The organism is Maricaulis maris (genome assembly GCF_036322705.1).
GTDB lineage: Bacteria > Pseudomonadota > Alphaproteobacteria > Caulobacterales > Maricaulaceae > Maricaulis > Maricaulis maris_B.
Window position 1 is genome coordinate 2,379,445 of the sequence record NZ_AP027270.1, and the last position, 14,669, is coordinate 2,394,113.

At 65.9% G+C, this 14,669-nt stretch carries 13 protein-coding genes; 6 read left to right on the plus strand and 7 right to left on the minus strand.

Annotated elements, in window-relative coordinates; translation table 11 throughout:
* Positions 1-52: 52 nt before the first annotated feature.
* The 4 genes from AAA969_RS11285 (at position 53) to AAA969_RS11300 (ending at position 3,544) form a co-directional block, all read left to right on the plus strand.
* Entirely contained in the window at positions 53-712 is a 660-nt protein-coding gene (locus AAA969_RS11285; protein WP_338246162.1) for a methyltransferase, read from the plus strand.
* Positions 713-751: 39 nt separating this feature from the next.
* On the plus strand, positions 752-1,183 hold the full coding sequence (locus tag AAA969_RS11290; RefSeq protein ID WP_338246163.1) for a MarR family winged helix-turn-helix transcriptional regulator: 432 nt from the start codon (positions 752-754) through the stop codon (positions 1,181-1,183).
* A 121-nt stretch (positions 1,184-1,304) separates the two neighbouring features.
* Positions 1,305-2,081, plus strand: a complete 777-nt coding sequence (locus AAA969_RS11295) for an enoyl-CoA hydratase (RefSeq protein ID WP_338246164.1) — start codon at positions 1,305-1,307, stop codon at positions 2,079-2,081.
* Between the two features lie 29 nt (positions 2,082-2,110).
* Positions 2,111-3,544: a serine hydrolase domain-containing protein gene (locus tag AAA969_RS11300; protein ID WP_338246165.1), complete on the plus strand. Its 1,434-nt coding sequence runs from the start codon at positions 2,111-2,113 to the stop codon at positions 3,542-3,544.
* 14 nt (positions 3,545-3,558) lie between these two features.
* Here AAA969_RS11300 and AAA969_RS11305 read toward each other — a convergent pair whose 3' ends face one another.
* On the minus strand, positions 3,559-3,996 hold the full coding sequence (locus AAA969_RS11305) for a BLUF domain-containing protein (protein WP_338246166.1): 438 nt from the start codon (positions 3,994-3,996) through the stop codon (positions 3,559-3,561).
* A gap of 204 nt (positions 3,997-4,200) precedes the next feature.
* On the opposite strand from AAA969_RS11305, the gene AAA969_RS11310 reads away from it, so the two are divergent.
* On the plus strand, positions 4,201-5,706 hold the full coding sequence (locus AAA969_RS11310) for a UbiD family decarboxylase (protein WP_338246167.1): 1,506 nt from the start codon (positions 4,201-4,203) through the stop codon (positions 5,704-5,706).
* A gap of 1,196 nt (positions 5,707-6,902) precedes the next feature.
* Here AAA969_RS11310 and AAA969_RS11315 read toward each other — a convergent pair.
* On the minus strand, positions 6,903-7,499 hold the full coding sequence (locus tag AAA969_RS11315; RefSeq protein ID WP_338246168.1) for a TIGR00730 family Rossman fold protein: 597 nt from the start codon (positions 7,497-7,499) through the stop codon (positions 6,903-6,905).
* Positions 7,500-7,593: 94 nt separating this feature from the next.
* Here AAA969_RS11315 and AAA969_RS11320 point away from each other — a divergent pair, with 94 nt between their 5' ends.
* Positions 7,594-8,709 (plus strand): hypothetical protein, encoded by a 1,116-nt coding sequence (locus AAA969_RS11320; RefSeq protein ID WP_338246169.1) that lies wholly within the window; start codon positions 7,594-7,596, stop codon positions 8,707-8,709.
* Here the strand turns inward: AAA969_RS11320 and AAA969_RS11325 are convergent.
* The 5 genes from AAA969_RS11325 to ptsP form a co-directional block, all read right to left on the minus strand.
* Positions 8,691-9,791: a threonine aldolase family protein gene (locus tag AAA969_RS11325; RefSeq protein WP_338246170.1), complete on the minus strand. Its 1,101-nt coding sequence runs from the start codon at positions 9,789-9,791 to the stop codon at positions 8,691-8,693. The two genes, AAA969_RS11320 and AAA969_RS11325, sit on opposite strands and share 19 nt — an antisense overlap.
* Positions 9,788-10,147, minus strand: a complete 360-nt coding sequence (locus AAA969_RS11330; protein ID WP_338246171.1) for an ArsC/Spx/MgsR family protein — start codon at positions 10,145-10,147, stop codon at positions 9,788-9,790. Before AAA969_RS11330 ends, AAA969_RS11325 begins: the two co-directional genes overlap by 4 nt.
* Positions 10,148-10,195: 48 nt before the next feature.
* On the minus strand, positions 10,196-11,341 hold the full coding sequence (gene ispG / locus AAA969_RS11335; protein ID WP_338246172.1) for a flavodoxin-dependent (E)-4-hydroxy-3-methylbut-2-enyl-diphosphate synthase: 1,146 nt from the start codon (positions 11,339-11,341) through the stop codon (positions 10,196-10,198).
* Between the two features lie 97 nt (positions 11,342-11,438).
* Positions 11,439-12,296 (minus strand): helix-turn-helix domain-containing protein, encoded by an 858-nt coding sequence (locus AAA969_RS11340; protein WP_338246173.1) that lies wholly within the window; start codon positions 12,294-12,296, stop codon positions 11,439-11,441.
* Between the two features lie 79 nt (positions 12,297-12,375).
* Complete coding sequence (gene ptsP / locus AAA969_RS11345; RefSeq protein ID WP_338246174.1) at positions 12,376-14,667, minus strand: phosphoenolpyruvate--protein phosphotransferase; 2,292 nt, start codon at positions 14,665-14,667, stop codon at positions 12,376-12,378.
* Positions 14,668-14,669 lie beyond the last annotated feature (2 nt).

The window sequence follows — 14,669 nt, forward strand, 5'->3', positions numbered from 1 at the left end:
TGCGTTCCGCTCCGCCTAACCGGAGACCTCCATCCTTATGACAGGCTCCGCCATGACCGGCATCCCCCGGCTCGACGATCCGCACGGCTTCATTTGCAGCCACACCGCCCTGATGGCCCCGCCGCTGGTGCCCGAGGTCTCGCTGCACCTCGCAGTCGAGACCGTGGCGATCTGGGAGCAGACCGAGGAGGCGCTCGGCGAGATGGGCCTGCCGCCACCTTTCTGGGCCTTCGCCTGGGCAGGCGGTCAGGCGCTCGCCCGCTATTGCCTCGACAATCCCGGCATGGTCGCCGGCAAGCGGGTGCTGGACTTTGCCGCCGGCGGGGCCGTGTCCGGCATTGCCGCGATGAAGGCGGGGGCGGCCTCGGTCGAGGCCTGCGAGCTCGATGCCTTCGCCATTGCCGCAATCGAGACCAATGCCGCCGCGAACGGCGTGACACTGACACCCCGGCTCGGCGATCTGGTCGGCCTGGACGAAGGCTGGGATGTGGTACTGGCCGGCGATGTCTTCTACGAAGCCGAGCCAGCACGCGTGATCGGCAGCTGGCTGGAAAAGCTCAATGCGCGCGGGGCGACGGTGCTGATCGGCGATCCGGGGCGCTCCTTCCTGCCGCAGGACAAGCTGGAACGGCTGGCGGAGTACACCGTGCCGGTCACCCGCGACCTCGAGGACCGCGAAGTTCGCCAGGCCAAGGTCTGGAAATACCGCTGACGCTCCCCTCGCCCGCAGAATCAAACCAGTATCACCGCCATGGCTCGCGCTCGCGCCGTTGACCGGCGATTATTCCTGCTGCTGGAGATTGCCGCCCGGAAGCTCAACCGGGATGCAGACGCACGTCTGAAATCCGTCGCCGGGGTGACCTCGGCCCAGGCCGCCGTGCTCTTCCTGCTGGCCCGGCGCGGCGAGCGGCGGATGGGCGATATCGGCGAGATGCTGTCGCTGCACCCGCCGGCGGTGACCGGCCTGGTCAACCGGATGGAAGCCCTCGGCCTGGTGACCAAGGTGGCCTCGACCACCGACAAGCGCTCGGCGCTGGTCTCCCTGACCGAGAAGGGCCGCGCCCTTGGCGATACCGCCGACCATATCCTGCGCGACCTCAATACCGAGCTGGAAAGCCGGCTCGGCGAGGAGGACAGCGACATGCTGCACCGCGTGCTGACCCGGCTGGCCGTCACCGGTTGAAGCGCCGCGATGCAGGCGGGTGACGTTTACGTCAACTGATTCATGGTGTTCAAGCGCCCCGCTTTTGCTCTACCTTCCCCGTAAAACGCCCCTGCGGGCGACATACAAAAGGGAGGCTCGCGTGAGCGAACTGGTTTTGGTCGAGACTGCGGATCGCATCCGCACCATCCGTTTCAATCGTCCTGAGAAGAAGAACGCCCTCACCCAGGACATGTATACCGCCGCCGCCGAAGCGCTTGAGAGCGCGGACAGCGATCCGTCGGTGCGCGTCAGCATCATCACCGGTGCCGGCGGCGTGTTCACCGCCGGCAATGACATTGTCGACTTCACCCAGCGTCCGCCGGAATTCGGCAAGGACGAGGTGCCGCCGGTGCGGCGCTTCATGATGGCGCTGCTGAAGGCTGAGAAACCGGTCATCGCCGCCGTCGACGGTCTGGCGATCGGGATCGGTGTGACCCTGCTGCTGCATTGCGACCTCGTGGTCGCCTCGAACCGTTCGATCTTCAAGACGCCCTTTGTCGACCTCGCCCTGGCGCCGGAATTTGCCTCCTCCCAGCTGATGCCGCGCTTCTTCGGCCATGCCGTTGCCGCCGAACTCCTCCTGCTCGGCGACACCTGGGATGCCAACCGTGCCCGCGAGACCGGCCTGATCAACCGCGTCACCGAACCCGACCAGCTGGAGGAAACGGCCCGCTTCATGGCCGCCATCCTGGCCGCCAAGGCGCCGACCTCGATCAAGGCGTCCAAGGCGCTGATGCGTCAGCCGGCCGAGGATATCGAGGTCCGCATGGACCGTGAGAACACGATCTTCGCCTCGCAGCTGCAATCGCCGGAATTTGCCGAGGCTGCCGCTGCCTTCCTCGAGCGCCGCGCGCCCGATTTCGACAAGCTGGGCTGAACCCGGTCACAGGTCTGAGGGGACATGTCATGAAAAAACGTTACATCGTCGGCGGCGCCATCGCCGTCCTGCTGGCTGCCGGGGTCACGGCGCTGAACCTGTCGCCGATCGGCCGGGTCTACCTGCCCTCGGGCACCGGCATCGTGGCCAAGCAGATGTGTTCCCTGACCTGGGTCTCCGGCCTCGATCCGGACCAGGCCTATGACTTCTATCTCGAGCCCCTGCTCGGCGATGCGGCCAGCCTGATCAAATACGACATGGACGCGGACAACCGCGAGGTGACCTCCTCCGTGCTCGGCCTGTTCTGGCCGCAGCGGGCCGTCTGGCGTGACGGGCTGGGCTGTACGTTGGTGCATGGCGGCTACGGCTTCGATGCCGAGCTGACCGTCCCCGTGGAGCAGGAGTTCGCCCCGTTCGAACTCGATACCGCCCATCGCGATGAATGGTTCGATACCGAGGCACTGGACGCCGTCATCGCCGACGCTTTCGACGGCGTCGAAGCCGACAGCCGGCAGACGCTGGGCGTCGCCGTCCTGCACCAGGGCCGGCTGGTTGCCGAGCACTATGCCGACGGCGCGAGCCGTGACACCCGCTTCCATGGCTGGTCGATGACCAAGAGCGCCATGACCACCCTGGCCGGCACGCTGGTCCAGGAAGGCCGGCTCGACATTGATGCGGAAGGCGCGATACCGGCCCTCGCCGAGGTCGATGATATCCGCCTTGCCGAGATCACCATTGCGGACCTCCTGCGCATGGCCGGCGGACTGGCGATCGCCGAGGACAATACCGGCACCGACCCCAATTCCGAGATGCTCTTCACCCAGTCCGACATGCCGCGCTATGCGGCAACCCGCGAGCGGCTTTATGCGCCCGGCGAGCACTGGCAATACATGAGCGGCAATACCATCCTCGCGACCGACACAATGCAGCGCCTGCTCGGCGACACCCTGCCGGAACAGGTCGCCGGCCTGCGCGCCCACATCTTCGAACCGCTGGGCATTTATTCCGCGATCATGGAGCCGGGCGAGAACGGGGTCTTCCAGGGCTCGTCCTACATGTATGCGACGGCCCATGACTGGGCCCGCCTCGCCCTGCTCTACATGAATGACGGCATGGTCGACGGTCGCCGCCTGCTGCCGGAGGACTGGTATGACATCGTGGCCGAGCCGACCCCCGGGTCGGACGGCCAGTACGGCATGGGCTTCTGGCTGCCCGCCGAGGGCAGCCTCCTGCCGCCGGAGACCATCATGCTGAGCGGTTTCCAGGGCCAGTGGGGCTATGTCCTGCCGGAGCAGGAGCTGGTCATTGTCCGCTTTGGCGCCACTACCGGGGTCAATTCCCGCTCGGGTGGCCTGGCACGCGGCGTCATTGCCGCGCTACAGCCGCCAGTGACAACACCCGCGCCGGAAGCCGGGACCGACGTCGATATCGACATCGACGATACGCCCACCGACGACCAGTAAGCGCCGGCGCTCGCCTAGGCCGCGACGCAGAGCGGCGGGGTCTCGGCGAGCACGCCCTGCATGGTCACACGGCGGATATGCTGGCTGACGGCGAACGGGCCGGCGCGCTTCTCGGCAATGGCGCCGGCCAGCGCCGGATCCGCCGTTTCCGCTGTCGCAGCCGCCACCGCCCAGGTCTCATAGGCACGCCGCAGCACCGGCACGAATTCCAGCACCTGGATGTCGGCGACGCGGGGATCCTGTTCGGCGCGGCTGTGGAAGTCGCACAACTCGGCACTGTCGCCCTCGAGGATTTCCAGCAGCAGGCCGCTCTCCACAACCAGCGCACCGGTCAGGCTCGAGGCGATGCTCGATTGCATGCAGCAGGCCATGATCGAGCCGAAATCACCCTTGAGCGCGCCGGGACCCATCTCGACCTTCGACCGGGCAGTCAGGACCATTCTGTGCAGCATGGGGAAATCCCGTTTCGTGTGAGGCTGCGCGCGGTCTAGGCGTGAAATCTGAAAACGGGTTGAAGCTTTTGACCCGTAATTGTCTCGAATTTTGTTCAAATACGTGTCCCGGCGGCCAGGCTGTTGATGCTGCGACGCAAAGCGCTCTGGACTTTCCGCGACGAAGTTGCAGTTTCAGGCCCACAACAAAGCAGGACCGCACCGATGGCCTATCAATCGCTCAGGGAATTTCTCGACCAGCTGGAAGCCGAGGGCGATCTGGTGCGCGTCACCACGCCGGTCTCCACCGAGCTGGAAATGACCGAGATCCACAAGCGCACCCTGCATGCGGGCGGCCCGGCCATCCTGTTCGAAAATGTCATCAATGAGCGTGGCGAGAAGAGCGAGATGCCGTGCCTCGTGAACCTGTTCGGCACCGTCAAGCGGGTCGCCCAGGCGGTCACGCTGGGCGGTCAGGCGCGCACAACCGGGGCCGAGCTGCGTGAGGTCGGCGAGCTGCTCGCCTTCCTGCGCCAGCCCGAGCCGCCGCGCGGCGTCAAGGAAGCCATGGCGCTTTTGCCGCTGGCCAAGACCGTGATGTCGATGCGCCCGAAGACCGTGAAGAAGGCGCCCTGCCAGGAGGTCGTGCTGACCGGCGATGAGATTGATCTCGACCGCTTGCCGATCCAGACCTGCTGGCCCGGCGAACCGGCGCCGCTGATCACCTGGCCGCTGGTCGTCACCAAGGGCCCGTCCGACGACAAGCAGGATGATTTCAATCTCGGCATCTATCGCATGCAGAAGCTGGGCAAGGACCGCACCCTGATGCGCTGGCTCAAGCATCGCGGCGGCGCCCAGCACTATCAGCGCTGGAAGGACAAGAAGCCCGACCCGCTGCCTGCGGCCGTCGTCCTCGGCGCCGATCCGGGCACCATCCTCGCCGCCGTCACGCCGATCCCGGACACCCTGTCGGAATACCAGTTCGCCGGCATATTGCGTGGCAAGAAGGCCGAGCTGGTCGACTGCAAGACGGTCCCGCTGAAAGTCCCCGCCGACGCCGAGATCATCCTCGAGGGCCATGTCCTGCTCGACGAGTACGGCCCGGAAGGCCCTTATGGCGACCACACCGGCTATTACAATTCGGTCGAGCATTTTCCGGTCTTCCGGATCAGCGCCATCACCATGCGCAAGGATCCGATCTATCTGACCACCTATACCGGCCGCCCGCCCGACGAGCCGGCCATTCTCGGCGAGGCGCTGAACGAGGTCTTCATCCCCCTCCTGCAGCAACAATACCCGGAGATCCTCGATTTCTGGCTGCCGCCGGAGGGCTGTTCCTACCGCATCGCCGTGATCTCGATGAAGAAGGCCTATGCCGGCCACGCCAAGCGCGTGATGATGGGGGCCTGGTCCTTCCTGCGCCAGTTCATGTACACCAAGTGGATCATCGTCGTGGATGACGACATCAATGCGCGTGACTGGAAGGATGTGATGTGGGCCGTCTCGACCCGCATGGACCCGGCCCGCGACATCGTTACCGTCGAGAACACCCCCATCGATTATCTCGACTTTGCCTCACCGGTATCCGGCCTCGGCTCCAAGATCGGTCTCGATGCGACGAACAAGACGGGCAATGAAACCACCCGCGAATGGGGCGAAAAGCTCGACATGGACGACGCCACGAAAGCCCGGGTGGACGCGATCTGGGGGGAGTTGGGGATTGAGGTTTAAGAGCCGGCGAGCGGCGGAGGGACTGTCGGGGACTGAAAACGGTCCGCCAGTCGGTCAGGCCCGCAGGCTGGGTTATCCGCGCCGACGAGGCCGGGGCATGTCGCGAAACCCAACCCCACCGTCATCCCACGGTGACCGCGCAGCGGGCATCCGGGGGACCTGTGCTTCCCCGTCGACGGCCTGGCTGAGGTCCCCCGGACAAGCCGGGGGATGACGGTGGGGAATTGGGGTGATGGTGTTGGAGCGGATGCGGCGCACTCCCGGCAAGGGGTGAAGGGCGAAGCGGGCGCCGGCACGCTCTTCGCAACACCCCTCTACTCCGTCATCCCACGGTGGCCGCGAAGCGGGCATCCGGGGGACCTGTGCTTCCCCGTCGACGGCCTGGCTGGGGTCCCCCGGATCGCGGCCTTGCCGCGACCGTGGGATGACGGTGGGGAATTGGGGTGATGGTGTTGGAGCGGATGCGGCGCACTCCCGGCAAGGGTTGAAGGGCGAAGCGAGCGCCGGCACGCTCTTCGCAACACCCCTCTACATCGTCATCCCACGGTGACCGCGTAGCGGGCATCCGGGGGACCTGTGCTTCCCCGTCGACGGCCTGGCTGAGGTCCCCCGGATCGCGGCCTTGCCGCGACCGTGGGATGACGGTGGGGAAGTGGGGGCATCCCAAACCATCCACACCCTCCTTCCTGCTTCCCGACCGAGGAGGGGCAGGTTATCCCCCGCCGCGCCGCTCTAACCCACTGCAAATCCGCGCTTTCCCAAAAACCTTATCCGCCCCCCTTCGCTGATACCCCATACTTCTCCCGTTCCCGCGCCAACTCGAGGCTCGGACCGGTTATCCGGGGGTGCGGGGATTGCGGAGCTCGTCCGGTCTTGTGGATTTGACCACCACAAAACCCGGCGTGGCCATCGGCAGGACGGCGGCACAAAGCTCGACCGTTTGTTCCTGTCGGTTTCGAGACGGGGCCGGTAACGGCTCCGACCAAATCTCCGTGTGCGAGGTGCCCCCGGCGCCACCTACACAACTTCCATAGCAAGGCACCGGCAAGGCACCTCGCACCCCTCAACTGCCCACAACGCCAGGCGATCGCGCCGTGGCGCGGATGGGCGCTGGGCGGGAGACTTGTCTGATGAACGCGTCGCGATGGAGCCTCTTGGCTGCAGCCCTCACGCGCGTTGATCCTGCATCTCCGCTCTCAGGTCTGACCCATCTTGATCCGCACATCGGCCGGCGGGGCTTCGTACTGCTCGAACGCATCCAGCAGCGTGGTCACACGATCGGAGACGATCAATGCACCGCGGTGTTGCGGGGCGAGGAAGCCCTGATCGGTCATCCGGTCGAGGAAGGCGACGAGGTCGTCGAAATAGCCGTTCACATTCAGGAGGCCGACCGGATGACGGTGCTGGCCGAGCTGTGACCAGGTCCAGATCTCGAACAATTCCTCCATCGTACCGATACCGCCGGGCATGGCGATGAAGGCTTGCGACAGTCTCACCATCTTGGCCTTGCGGGCATGCATGGAGCGCACGACATGAAGCTCGGAGAGCTCCATGTGGGCGATTTCCTTGAGGGCAAGGAATTCCGGGATGACCCCGACGACCCGGCCACCGGCGGCCAGTGTCGCGTCGGCGATGCGGCCCATCAGTCCGACCTGCCCGCCGCCATAGACCAGCTGGATGCCGCGCAGTGCCATCACTTCGCCGAGCCGGTCGGCGATGGTCAGAAAAGCCGGATCCTTGCCGGAATTGGACCCGCAATAAACGCAGATGGACTTGATGGCAGGCTTGGACATTCTGGACATGATGGTGGGTCGGGTTTGAGAAGAGGGCAGACTTGGGAACAAGGCGGGCTATCGTATCCTGCCGACAGCCGACAGGGAGACAGGCATGAAACGGATTACGATCCTGATAATCGCCCTCCTTGTGACAGGCAAGTCACTGGCACCGGCTGCGGCCCAGATCGAGACGCCGATCACCCTGCCAGCGGAAGTTTGCCGCGGCTATTTTTTCCTGCCCGTCACACTCGAGCTTCGCGACGGCGAGGACGCCGCCGACAGGACGCTCTGGTTCCTCTACGACACCGGCGCCTCGGCCACCTTTGTCGATCCCGACAGTCTCGAGCGGGTCTCCGGCCAGCGGCTCAGCCGCAATGCGCGCGCCAATTTCGGGACGCTGACGAGCGGCGAGCTGCGCATCACCGGCCTGCAGGCGCGGATCCGCGACCTCGACCATCTCTCGATCGCGCTGGGTCGGCAGATCGACGGCATTCTCGAATATGGCGCCTTCGATGACGTGCTGCTGACGCTGGATTATGCGGCCGGCGAAATGCGGGTGGTCTCCGGTGAATTGCCGCGCCCGGATGGCGAGACCGTGTTTGACGCCAACGGCCCCGACACAAGACCCTGGCTGCGGGTCGCGTTCCCGAATGGCAGCCGCCGCCTGCTGATCGATAGCGGTGCCGCGCTGAGCCCGATCGTGCTGCGCCGGATCGAGCGCTATGACACGGTGTCCCCGCCCCGGGCGACCGGGGCCGCGGTGCGTTTCGCCGAGATCGAGCCGCGCTCCTCGGCGCGGCTCAGCGACAGCCTGTGGATCGGAGGCCATGAGCTCGAACAGCCGGTGGTCCAGTCGACGCCCGAAACCGAGATCCTCGGCGGCGCGGTGATGCGTCACTTCAGCTGGACCTTCGACCAGCGCCATGAGCGGGTCCGCATCATCCGCAATGATCCGGCCTTACCGATCCGCTTCGAACCGCTGGTCACGCACGGTCTGGTCCTGGTGCCGGAAGGCGACGGGATGCGGGTGGCGGCGGTGATCGCCAATTCACCGGCCTTCGATGCCGGGGTCGAGACGGGTGACTTCATCACCCACTTCAACGGAAATCCGATGCGGACCCGCAATTGCGACCTCGATCCGGACGCGGCGACCACGCTCGATCTCAGCCTGATCCGTGAGGGTGAGGCGATGGAAGTGACGCTGGCGCTTTATGCGCTGGTTGAATGAGCTCGGGCGGCATGCCCCGCCATTACCCTGATCGCCGCGATGATGCGCTCGGGATCGGCATCCAGGGCACGCTCGCCGATGGTCAGCTCGAGCGCCGGAACCGGGTCATGCGGGAAATGCCAGAAACGATTGCCGAGCCAGACACCGGTCGCCTCGGCGGCTGCGTCACGGGCGGCCTCGGCGGTCCCGAGATCGCAGTCCAGACGCAGGTGCATCGTATTCACCGCCGGCGGGTCGGGGGTGATCTCGAGGTTGTCACAGGCGCCAACGCCGGCCGCGATCAGGCGGGCCCGCTCGACAAAGGCCGGCATTTGCGGGAGCCGCAGATCGAGCGCACGCAGGGCGTCGGGCACCATCGGCCAGGCCGAGACCAGCCGCCCACCCATCCGCGCCCGCCAGATCCGGGCCTCGTCGATGAAGTCGGCCTCACCGGCCAAGATGGCCCCGCCCGAGGCACCGAGATCCTTGTAGAAGGAGGCATAGACCGACGCGAAGCCGTCACAGATTGCCGCCAGGTCCTGACCCGGCCAGGCCGAGGGCAGACCCCATATGCGAGCACCATCCATGTGCAGCGGCAGGCCAAGCGCTTTCGCCCGCGTCTTGATCGCGACCAGCTCGTCCCGGTCCGGCAGGGCGCCGCCATTCTGGCGCTGCGGCAATTCGATGAAGGCGCACCCGGCGGCGGCCGGCAGATCTTCGGCCCGTAGCGGCCGTGACCAGTCGCCCATCATGACCGGGTCCAGCCCGTGCAGATGGATATGGCCGTCTTCCTCGTGCAGGACGAGATGGGAGGTCGGATGCAGGCCAAGCCGCGTATCGCCGCTCGCCTCACAATGCAGCCGCGCCGCGACGCCTTGCGCCATTGTCCCGGTCGGGAACCAGGCCGCCGCCGGCTTGCCGAACATCCCGGCGATGCGCGCCTCGAGACGCGCCACCGAGGGGCCCGTCAAATAAGCCTCGGCGCCCAGCGCTTCGGCGCGCATCCACGCCGCCACGGCCTCGAGCCGATCGGCGGGCGCCATCTCGTGATGGAAGGGAAAGCCGAGATCAAGATCGCAGCGCGCTTTCAGCGCCGCAGTCATTCCGCCGCGCCAGCCAGCAGCGCGTCGAGGCTGGTCGCATTCCAGCCCACGGTAATGACGGACCCGGCCTCGATGACCGGGCGTTTCATCAGGGTCGGATGGGCGATCAGCACACCGGCCGGATCATGGGTCGCCAGCTCGCGATCCTCGCCCGACATGTTGCGCCAGGTGGTCGAGCGTGTGTTGACCAGCGCCGTGGCCCCGACCGCGTCGAGCCAGTCGGGAACCTTCACCACCCGGTCCACGCCCTCGCGGATGTCGACGAATGTGTGAGGCAGGCCGGCCCCCTCCAGCGCTTTCAGGGCCTTCTTGCAGCTATCGCACGTCTTCAGCCCGTAAACCGTCACAGCCGTCATCTCGAACTCCTACAACACAATCCCATGGCCAGGGCGAGGACTGGCGATCTACTCGGCCGCCTCGACCGCCTCACGCTCGGCCCGCAGCAATGCGGCCCGGGCCTCCACCATCTCGACGATATGCTCGACCATCTCCTCGTTGGAGACATTGTGGTCGGGCCGTCCGGAGACATACATCTTGCCGCGACCGGCACCGCCGCCGGTGAAACCGAGATCGGTCATCAGCGCTTCGCCGGGTCCGTTGACCACGCAGCCGATGATCGACAGCGAGATCGGCTCGGCGATGTGGGCCAGACGGTTCTCCAGGGTCTCGACCGTGCGGATCACGTCAAAGCCCTGCCGCGCACAGGACGGGCAGGCGATGATATTGACGCCGCGGGTCCGCAGCCCCAGCGATTTGAGGATATCGAAGCCGACCTTGACCTCCTCCTCGGGCTCGGCCGAGAGCGAGACCCGGACCGTATCGCCGATCCCGGCCCAAAGCAGCGAACCGATACCGATGGAGGATTTGACCGTTCCGATCCGTGTGCCGCCGGCCTCGGTGACACCGAGATGGAGCGGCGCATCAGTCGCTTCGGACAGCGCCTGGTAAGCGGCGACGGTGAGAAAGGTGTCCGATGCCTTGACCGAAATCTTGTAATTGCGGAAGTCGAGATCATCGAGGATGCGGGCATGGTCGAGCGCGCTTTCGACCATCGCTTCCGGACAGGGCTCGCCATACTTCTCCAGCAGGTGACGCTCCAGGGATCCGGCATTGACCCCGATGCGGATCGCGCAGCCATGGTCGCGCGCCGCCTGGACGACGTCCTTCACCCGGTCCATCGAACCGATATTGCCGGGATTGATCCGTAGGCAGGCGGCGCCGGCCTCGGCGGCTTCGATGCCGCGCTTGTAGTGGAAATGGATATCCGCGATCAGGGGCACCTTGGCCGCCTTGGCGATCGTCCTGAAAGCCGCCGTCGAGTCCTCGTCGGGGCAGGACACGCGAACCAGGTCGACCCCCGCCTCCTCGCAACGCCGGATCTGGTCGATCGTGGCGCCGGCATCGGAGGTCGGCGTATTGGTCATGGTCTGGACACTGATCGGCGCATCGCCACCGATTTCGAGCCCGCCAACGGTAATCTTGCGGCTCTTGCGACGGTCAATCATCCGCCAGGGGCGGACGCTGCGCGGATCGGGACTGGAAGACGACATCGACACTCTCCCTCACGGTTCCCATCAAGGCGGCGAACCGGAACACGAGCTGGATATAGCGTCAATATGACCGGTGTGCGACCGGGGGTGCGGCAATTTACTGCGGCTGGAGGTCAGCCGGATCCAGTTGCGCCATAACCGGCAGGTCCTCGACCGGTACGCCGGCATCGCCGAGCAGGCCGACAGGCTCGCCATTGCGCATGATTTCGATCGCGCCGGCATTGGCGGCCGACACGGTCAGCCCCGGCTCGAGTGCGCGATAGACCTCGCCAATGGCCAGCTCACGCGAGAACAGGATCCGTCCGGAAGCATCGCGCACTTCCAGCCAGGTCGGCAGCACAGCGCGCATCACGACCTGTCCCGAGGCGGCGGCCGTTTCGCCAAGCGGCAGGCCGGACCAGATTTCATCGACACTGACCGCCACGCGACCGGTGCGGAAATCAGCCCGGGCCCAGTCGGGCGCCGCGTCCGGCGGAGACGGCATGTTGGTCAGACCGGTGCCACCGGCAAATTGCTCGGAATACCACCAGGCTGCGCCGCCAACAGCGGCCAGGATCAGCAGCGCACCAATGGCGCCGCGGGGCAGCTTGATCGGGTCGCGGGTCTTGGCTGCAGCGCTGGGCTGGGCCCGACCGGTCTCGGTATCCACCTCGCGCTTGAACTGCTCGACAATGCCGCCGGCATCCAGGTTCAGGAAGCTGGCATAGGTGCGCAGATAGCCGATGGCATAGGCCCGGGCCGGAAGGCCGCGCGGGTCCATGGTCTCGATGGCGTCGAGATAGTCGGAACGGACGCGGGTCCGTTCGGCAGCCTGTTCCAGTGTGAGATTGAGCTTGTGACGGGCTTCGCGGAGGCGTTCACCGGCTGACAACTGCACATAGCCAACGCCGTCATCGGAATAGACGGCATCAACGGGAACAAAGTCCGTACTGGGCGTCTGACTCACCATCACCATACCGCCGCTCATCCTTGCCGGAGCGATCGTCACTCACAACGCGTCTGAAAGGGAAAATCCTTAACGCAACGTTATAAGATCAAATCTCTCGTCCATTATCAATGGCCTCGCGGGGAAGTCCGGCGTTTTCTCCCGCCTCGATGAGGAGGGGACGCAAACTGTCCACGGGCTGATGACGATGGCTCGCAAGCCAGGTGCCAAGTTTGCCGACATCGAGACCGGAGACCAGTTTCTTGATCGGCCCGATATTGCCCGGCGCCATGGAAAGACTTTGATAACCAAGCCCGATCAGCACGGCGGCCTCCAGCGGCTTGGCGGCGATTTCACCACAGACCGAGACCGGCGTGTCGTGTTTGGCGCACAGATCCCGCACGTGTTTGAGCAGGTCGAGTGCGGCCGGGGCCAGCACATCGTACCGTTCCGAGACACGCGTATTCTGACGATCGGCGGCGTAAAAATACTGCATCAGGTCATTGGCACCAACGGAGACGAAATCGACATCGTCGAGCGCGTATTGCAGCGCCCACGCCATGCCGGGTGTCTCCAGCATGATGCCGCAGCGCACCTCGGACGGCAGCTCGTGACCGGCATGGCGGGCATGGTCGAGCTCGCGGTCCAGCATCTTGCGCGCCGCGCGGGCTTCCCAGGGGGCGGCAATCATCGGGAACATCACATTCAACGGGCGCCCTGCTGCCGCGATGATCAGGGCGCGCAGCTGGTAGCGCAGCAGGCCCGGACGATCGAGACCCATGCGGATCGCCCGCCAGCCGAGCGCCGGATTGGGCTCCACGGTCGACGGCGCAAACGGTGCCACCTTGTCGCCGCCCAGGTCGAGGGTCCGGAAGATCACCGGCTTGTCTCCCGCGGCATCGAGCACGGACTTGTAGACCGCCGACTGCGCAGACAGGCGTGGCAGGGTCTCTGCGACCATGAACTGGAACTCGGTCCGGAACAGGCCGACGCCGTCAGCGCCGGTCTCCTCCAGCGCCGTCAACTCGATCAGCAGGCCGGCATTCATGTGCAGGCCGATGCGCTGACCATCGGCACTGACCGACGGGCCGCGCAATTCGGCATAGGCCTGGCGGCGTTCCGACAGGGCCGTGACCCGGGCCTCATAGGTCTCGACCACATCCGGCTGCGGGCGGATGTGCAGAATGCCGAACTCACCATCGAGAATGACCGGGTCCCCGGTTTCGGCCCGGTCCAGCGCGCCTTCGAGGCGGCCGACCAGGGGGATGCGCAGGGCCTTGGCGACAATGGCCGCATGCGAGGAGGCAGACCCCTCCTCCAGCGCAATCCCCTTCAGCTTGGTGCGGTCGAACTCGAGCAGTTCCGCCGGCCCGATATTGCGGGCGATGATGATGGCATTGTCGGGCAGTTCCAGCGCCCTGCCGTCGCCGCCCAGATGGCGCAGCAGGCGGTTGGCGAGATCCTCGAGATCATGCAGGCGCTCGCGGAACATCTGGTCGGACGCCTTCATCAGGCGGGCCCGGTTCTCGTTCCGAACCCGCTCGACAGCGGCTTCCGCGGTCAGGCCCCGGCGAACGGCCTCCCGCAAGCGCTCCATCCAGCCGCGGTCATGGGCGAACATGCGGTAGGCCTGCAGCACATCGCGGGTCGGGCCGCCAAACGGGATCCGGCCGCCTTCCAGCATCTCGTCGATGGCACTGCGCAGGGACTTGATCGCGGCCTCGAGCCGGACCTCCTCCTTGGCCGGATCATCGGCGATCAGGCGGGTTGATTCGACATGCGGCTCAAACAGGACGGCAACGCCCTGCGCGACACCGCCGGAATAGGCCCCGCCCTGAAAGCGCTCCGGACGCGACTGGCGGACATCGAGCCCGGCCATTTCCGCCGCGTCGACGATATCCCCGGACGCCACGATCTCGGCCAGCACCATGGCGACCGTCTGCAGCGTCTCGATCTCGTCGCTCGCAACCTGGCGCTCGACCGAGGTCTGGGCGGTCAGGACACCGACCATGCGGCCACCGCGCAGGATGGGGACGCCGACAAAGGTGTCAAACGGCTCCTCACCGGTCTCCGGCTTGTAGGAGAAAGCCGGATGGGCCCGGGCATTCGAGGTCGATAACGGCCGGGCCCGGCGGGCGACCAGACCGACAAGGCCCTCGCCCGGCTGCAGGCGAACGGTGTGGACGGCTTCGCGCTTGAGACCAAAGGTGGCGCACAATTCGAGCGCGTTGGATTGGCGTGCGAGATAGATCGAACAGACGTCCCAGCCGGCCTCTTCAGCGATCAGGGCCGTCAGATGGTCGAGGCGGGCCTGGGCGTTTTCCTGCACCGCCATGAGCTGGCGCATGCGCTTGAGCAGGTTGCGCGGATCGCGGGCCGGTTTTGGGGTCATGTCTTCCATGC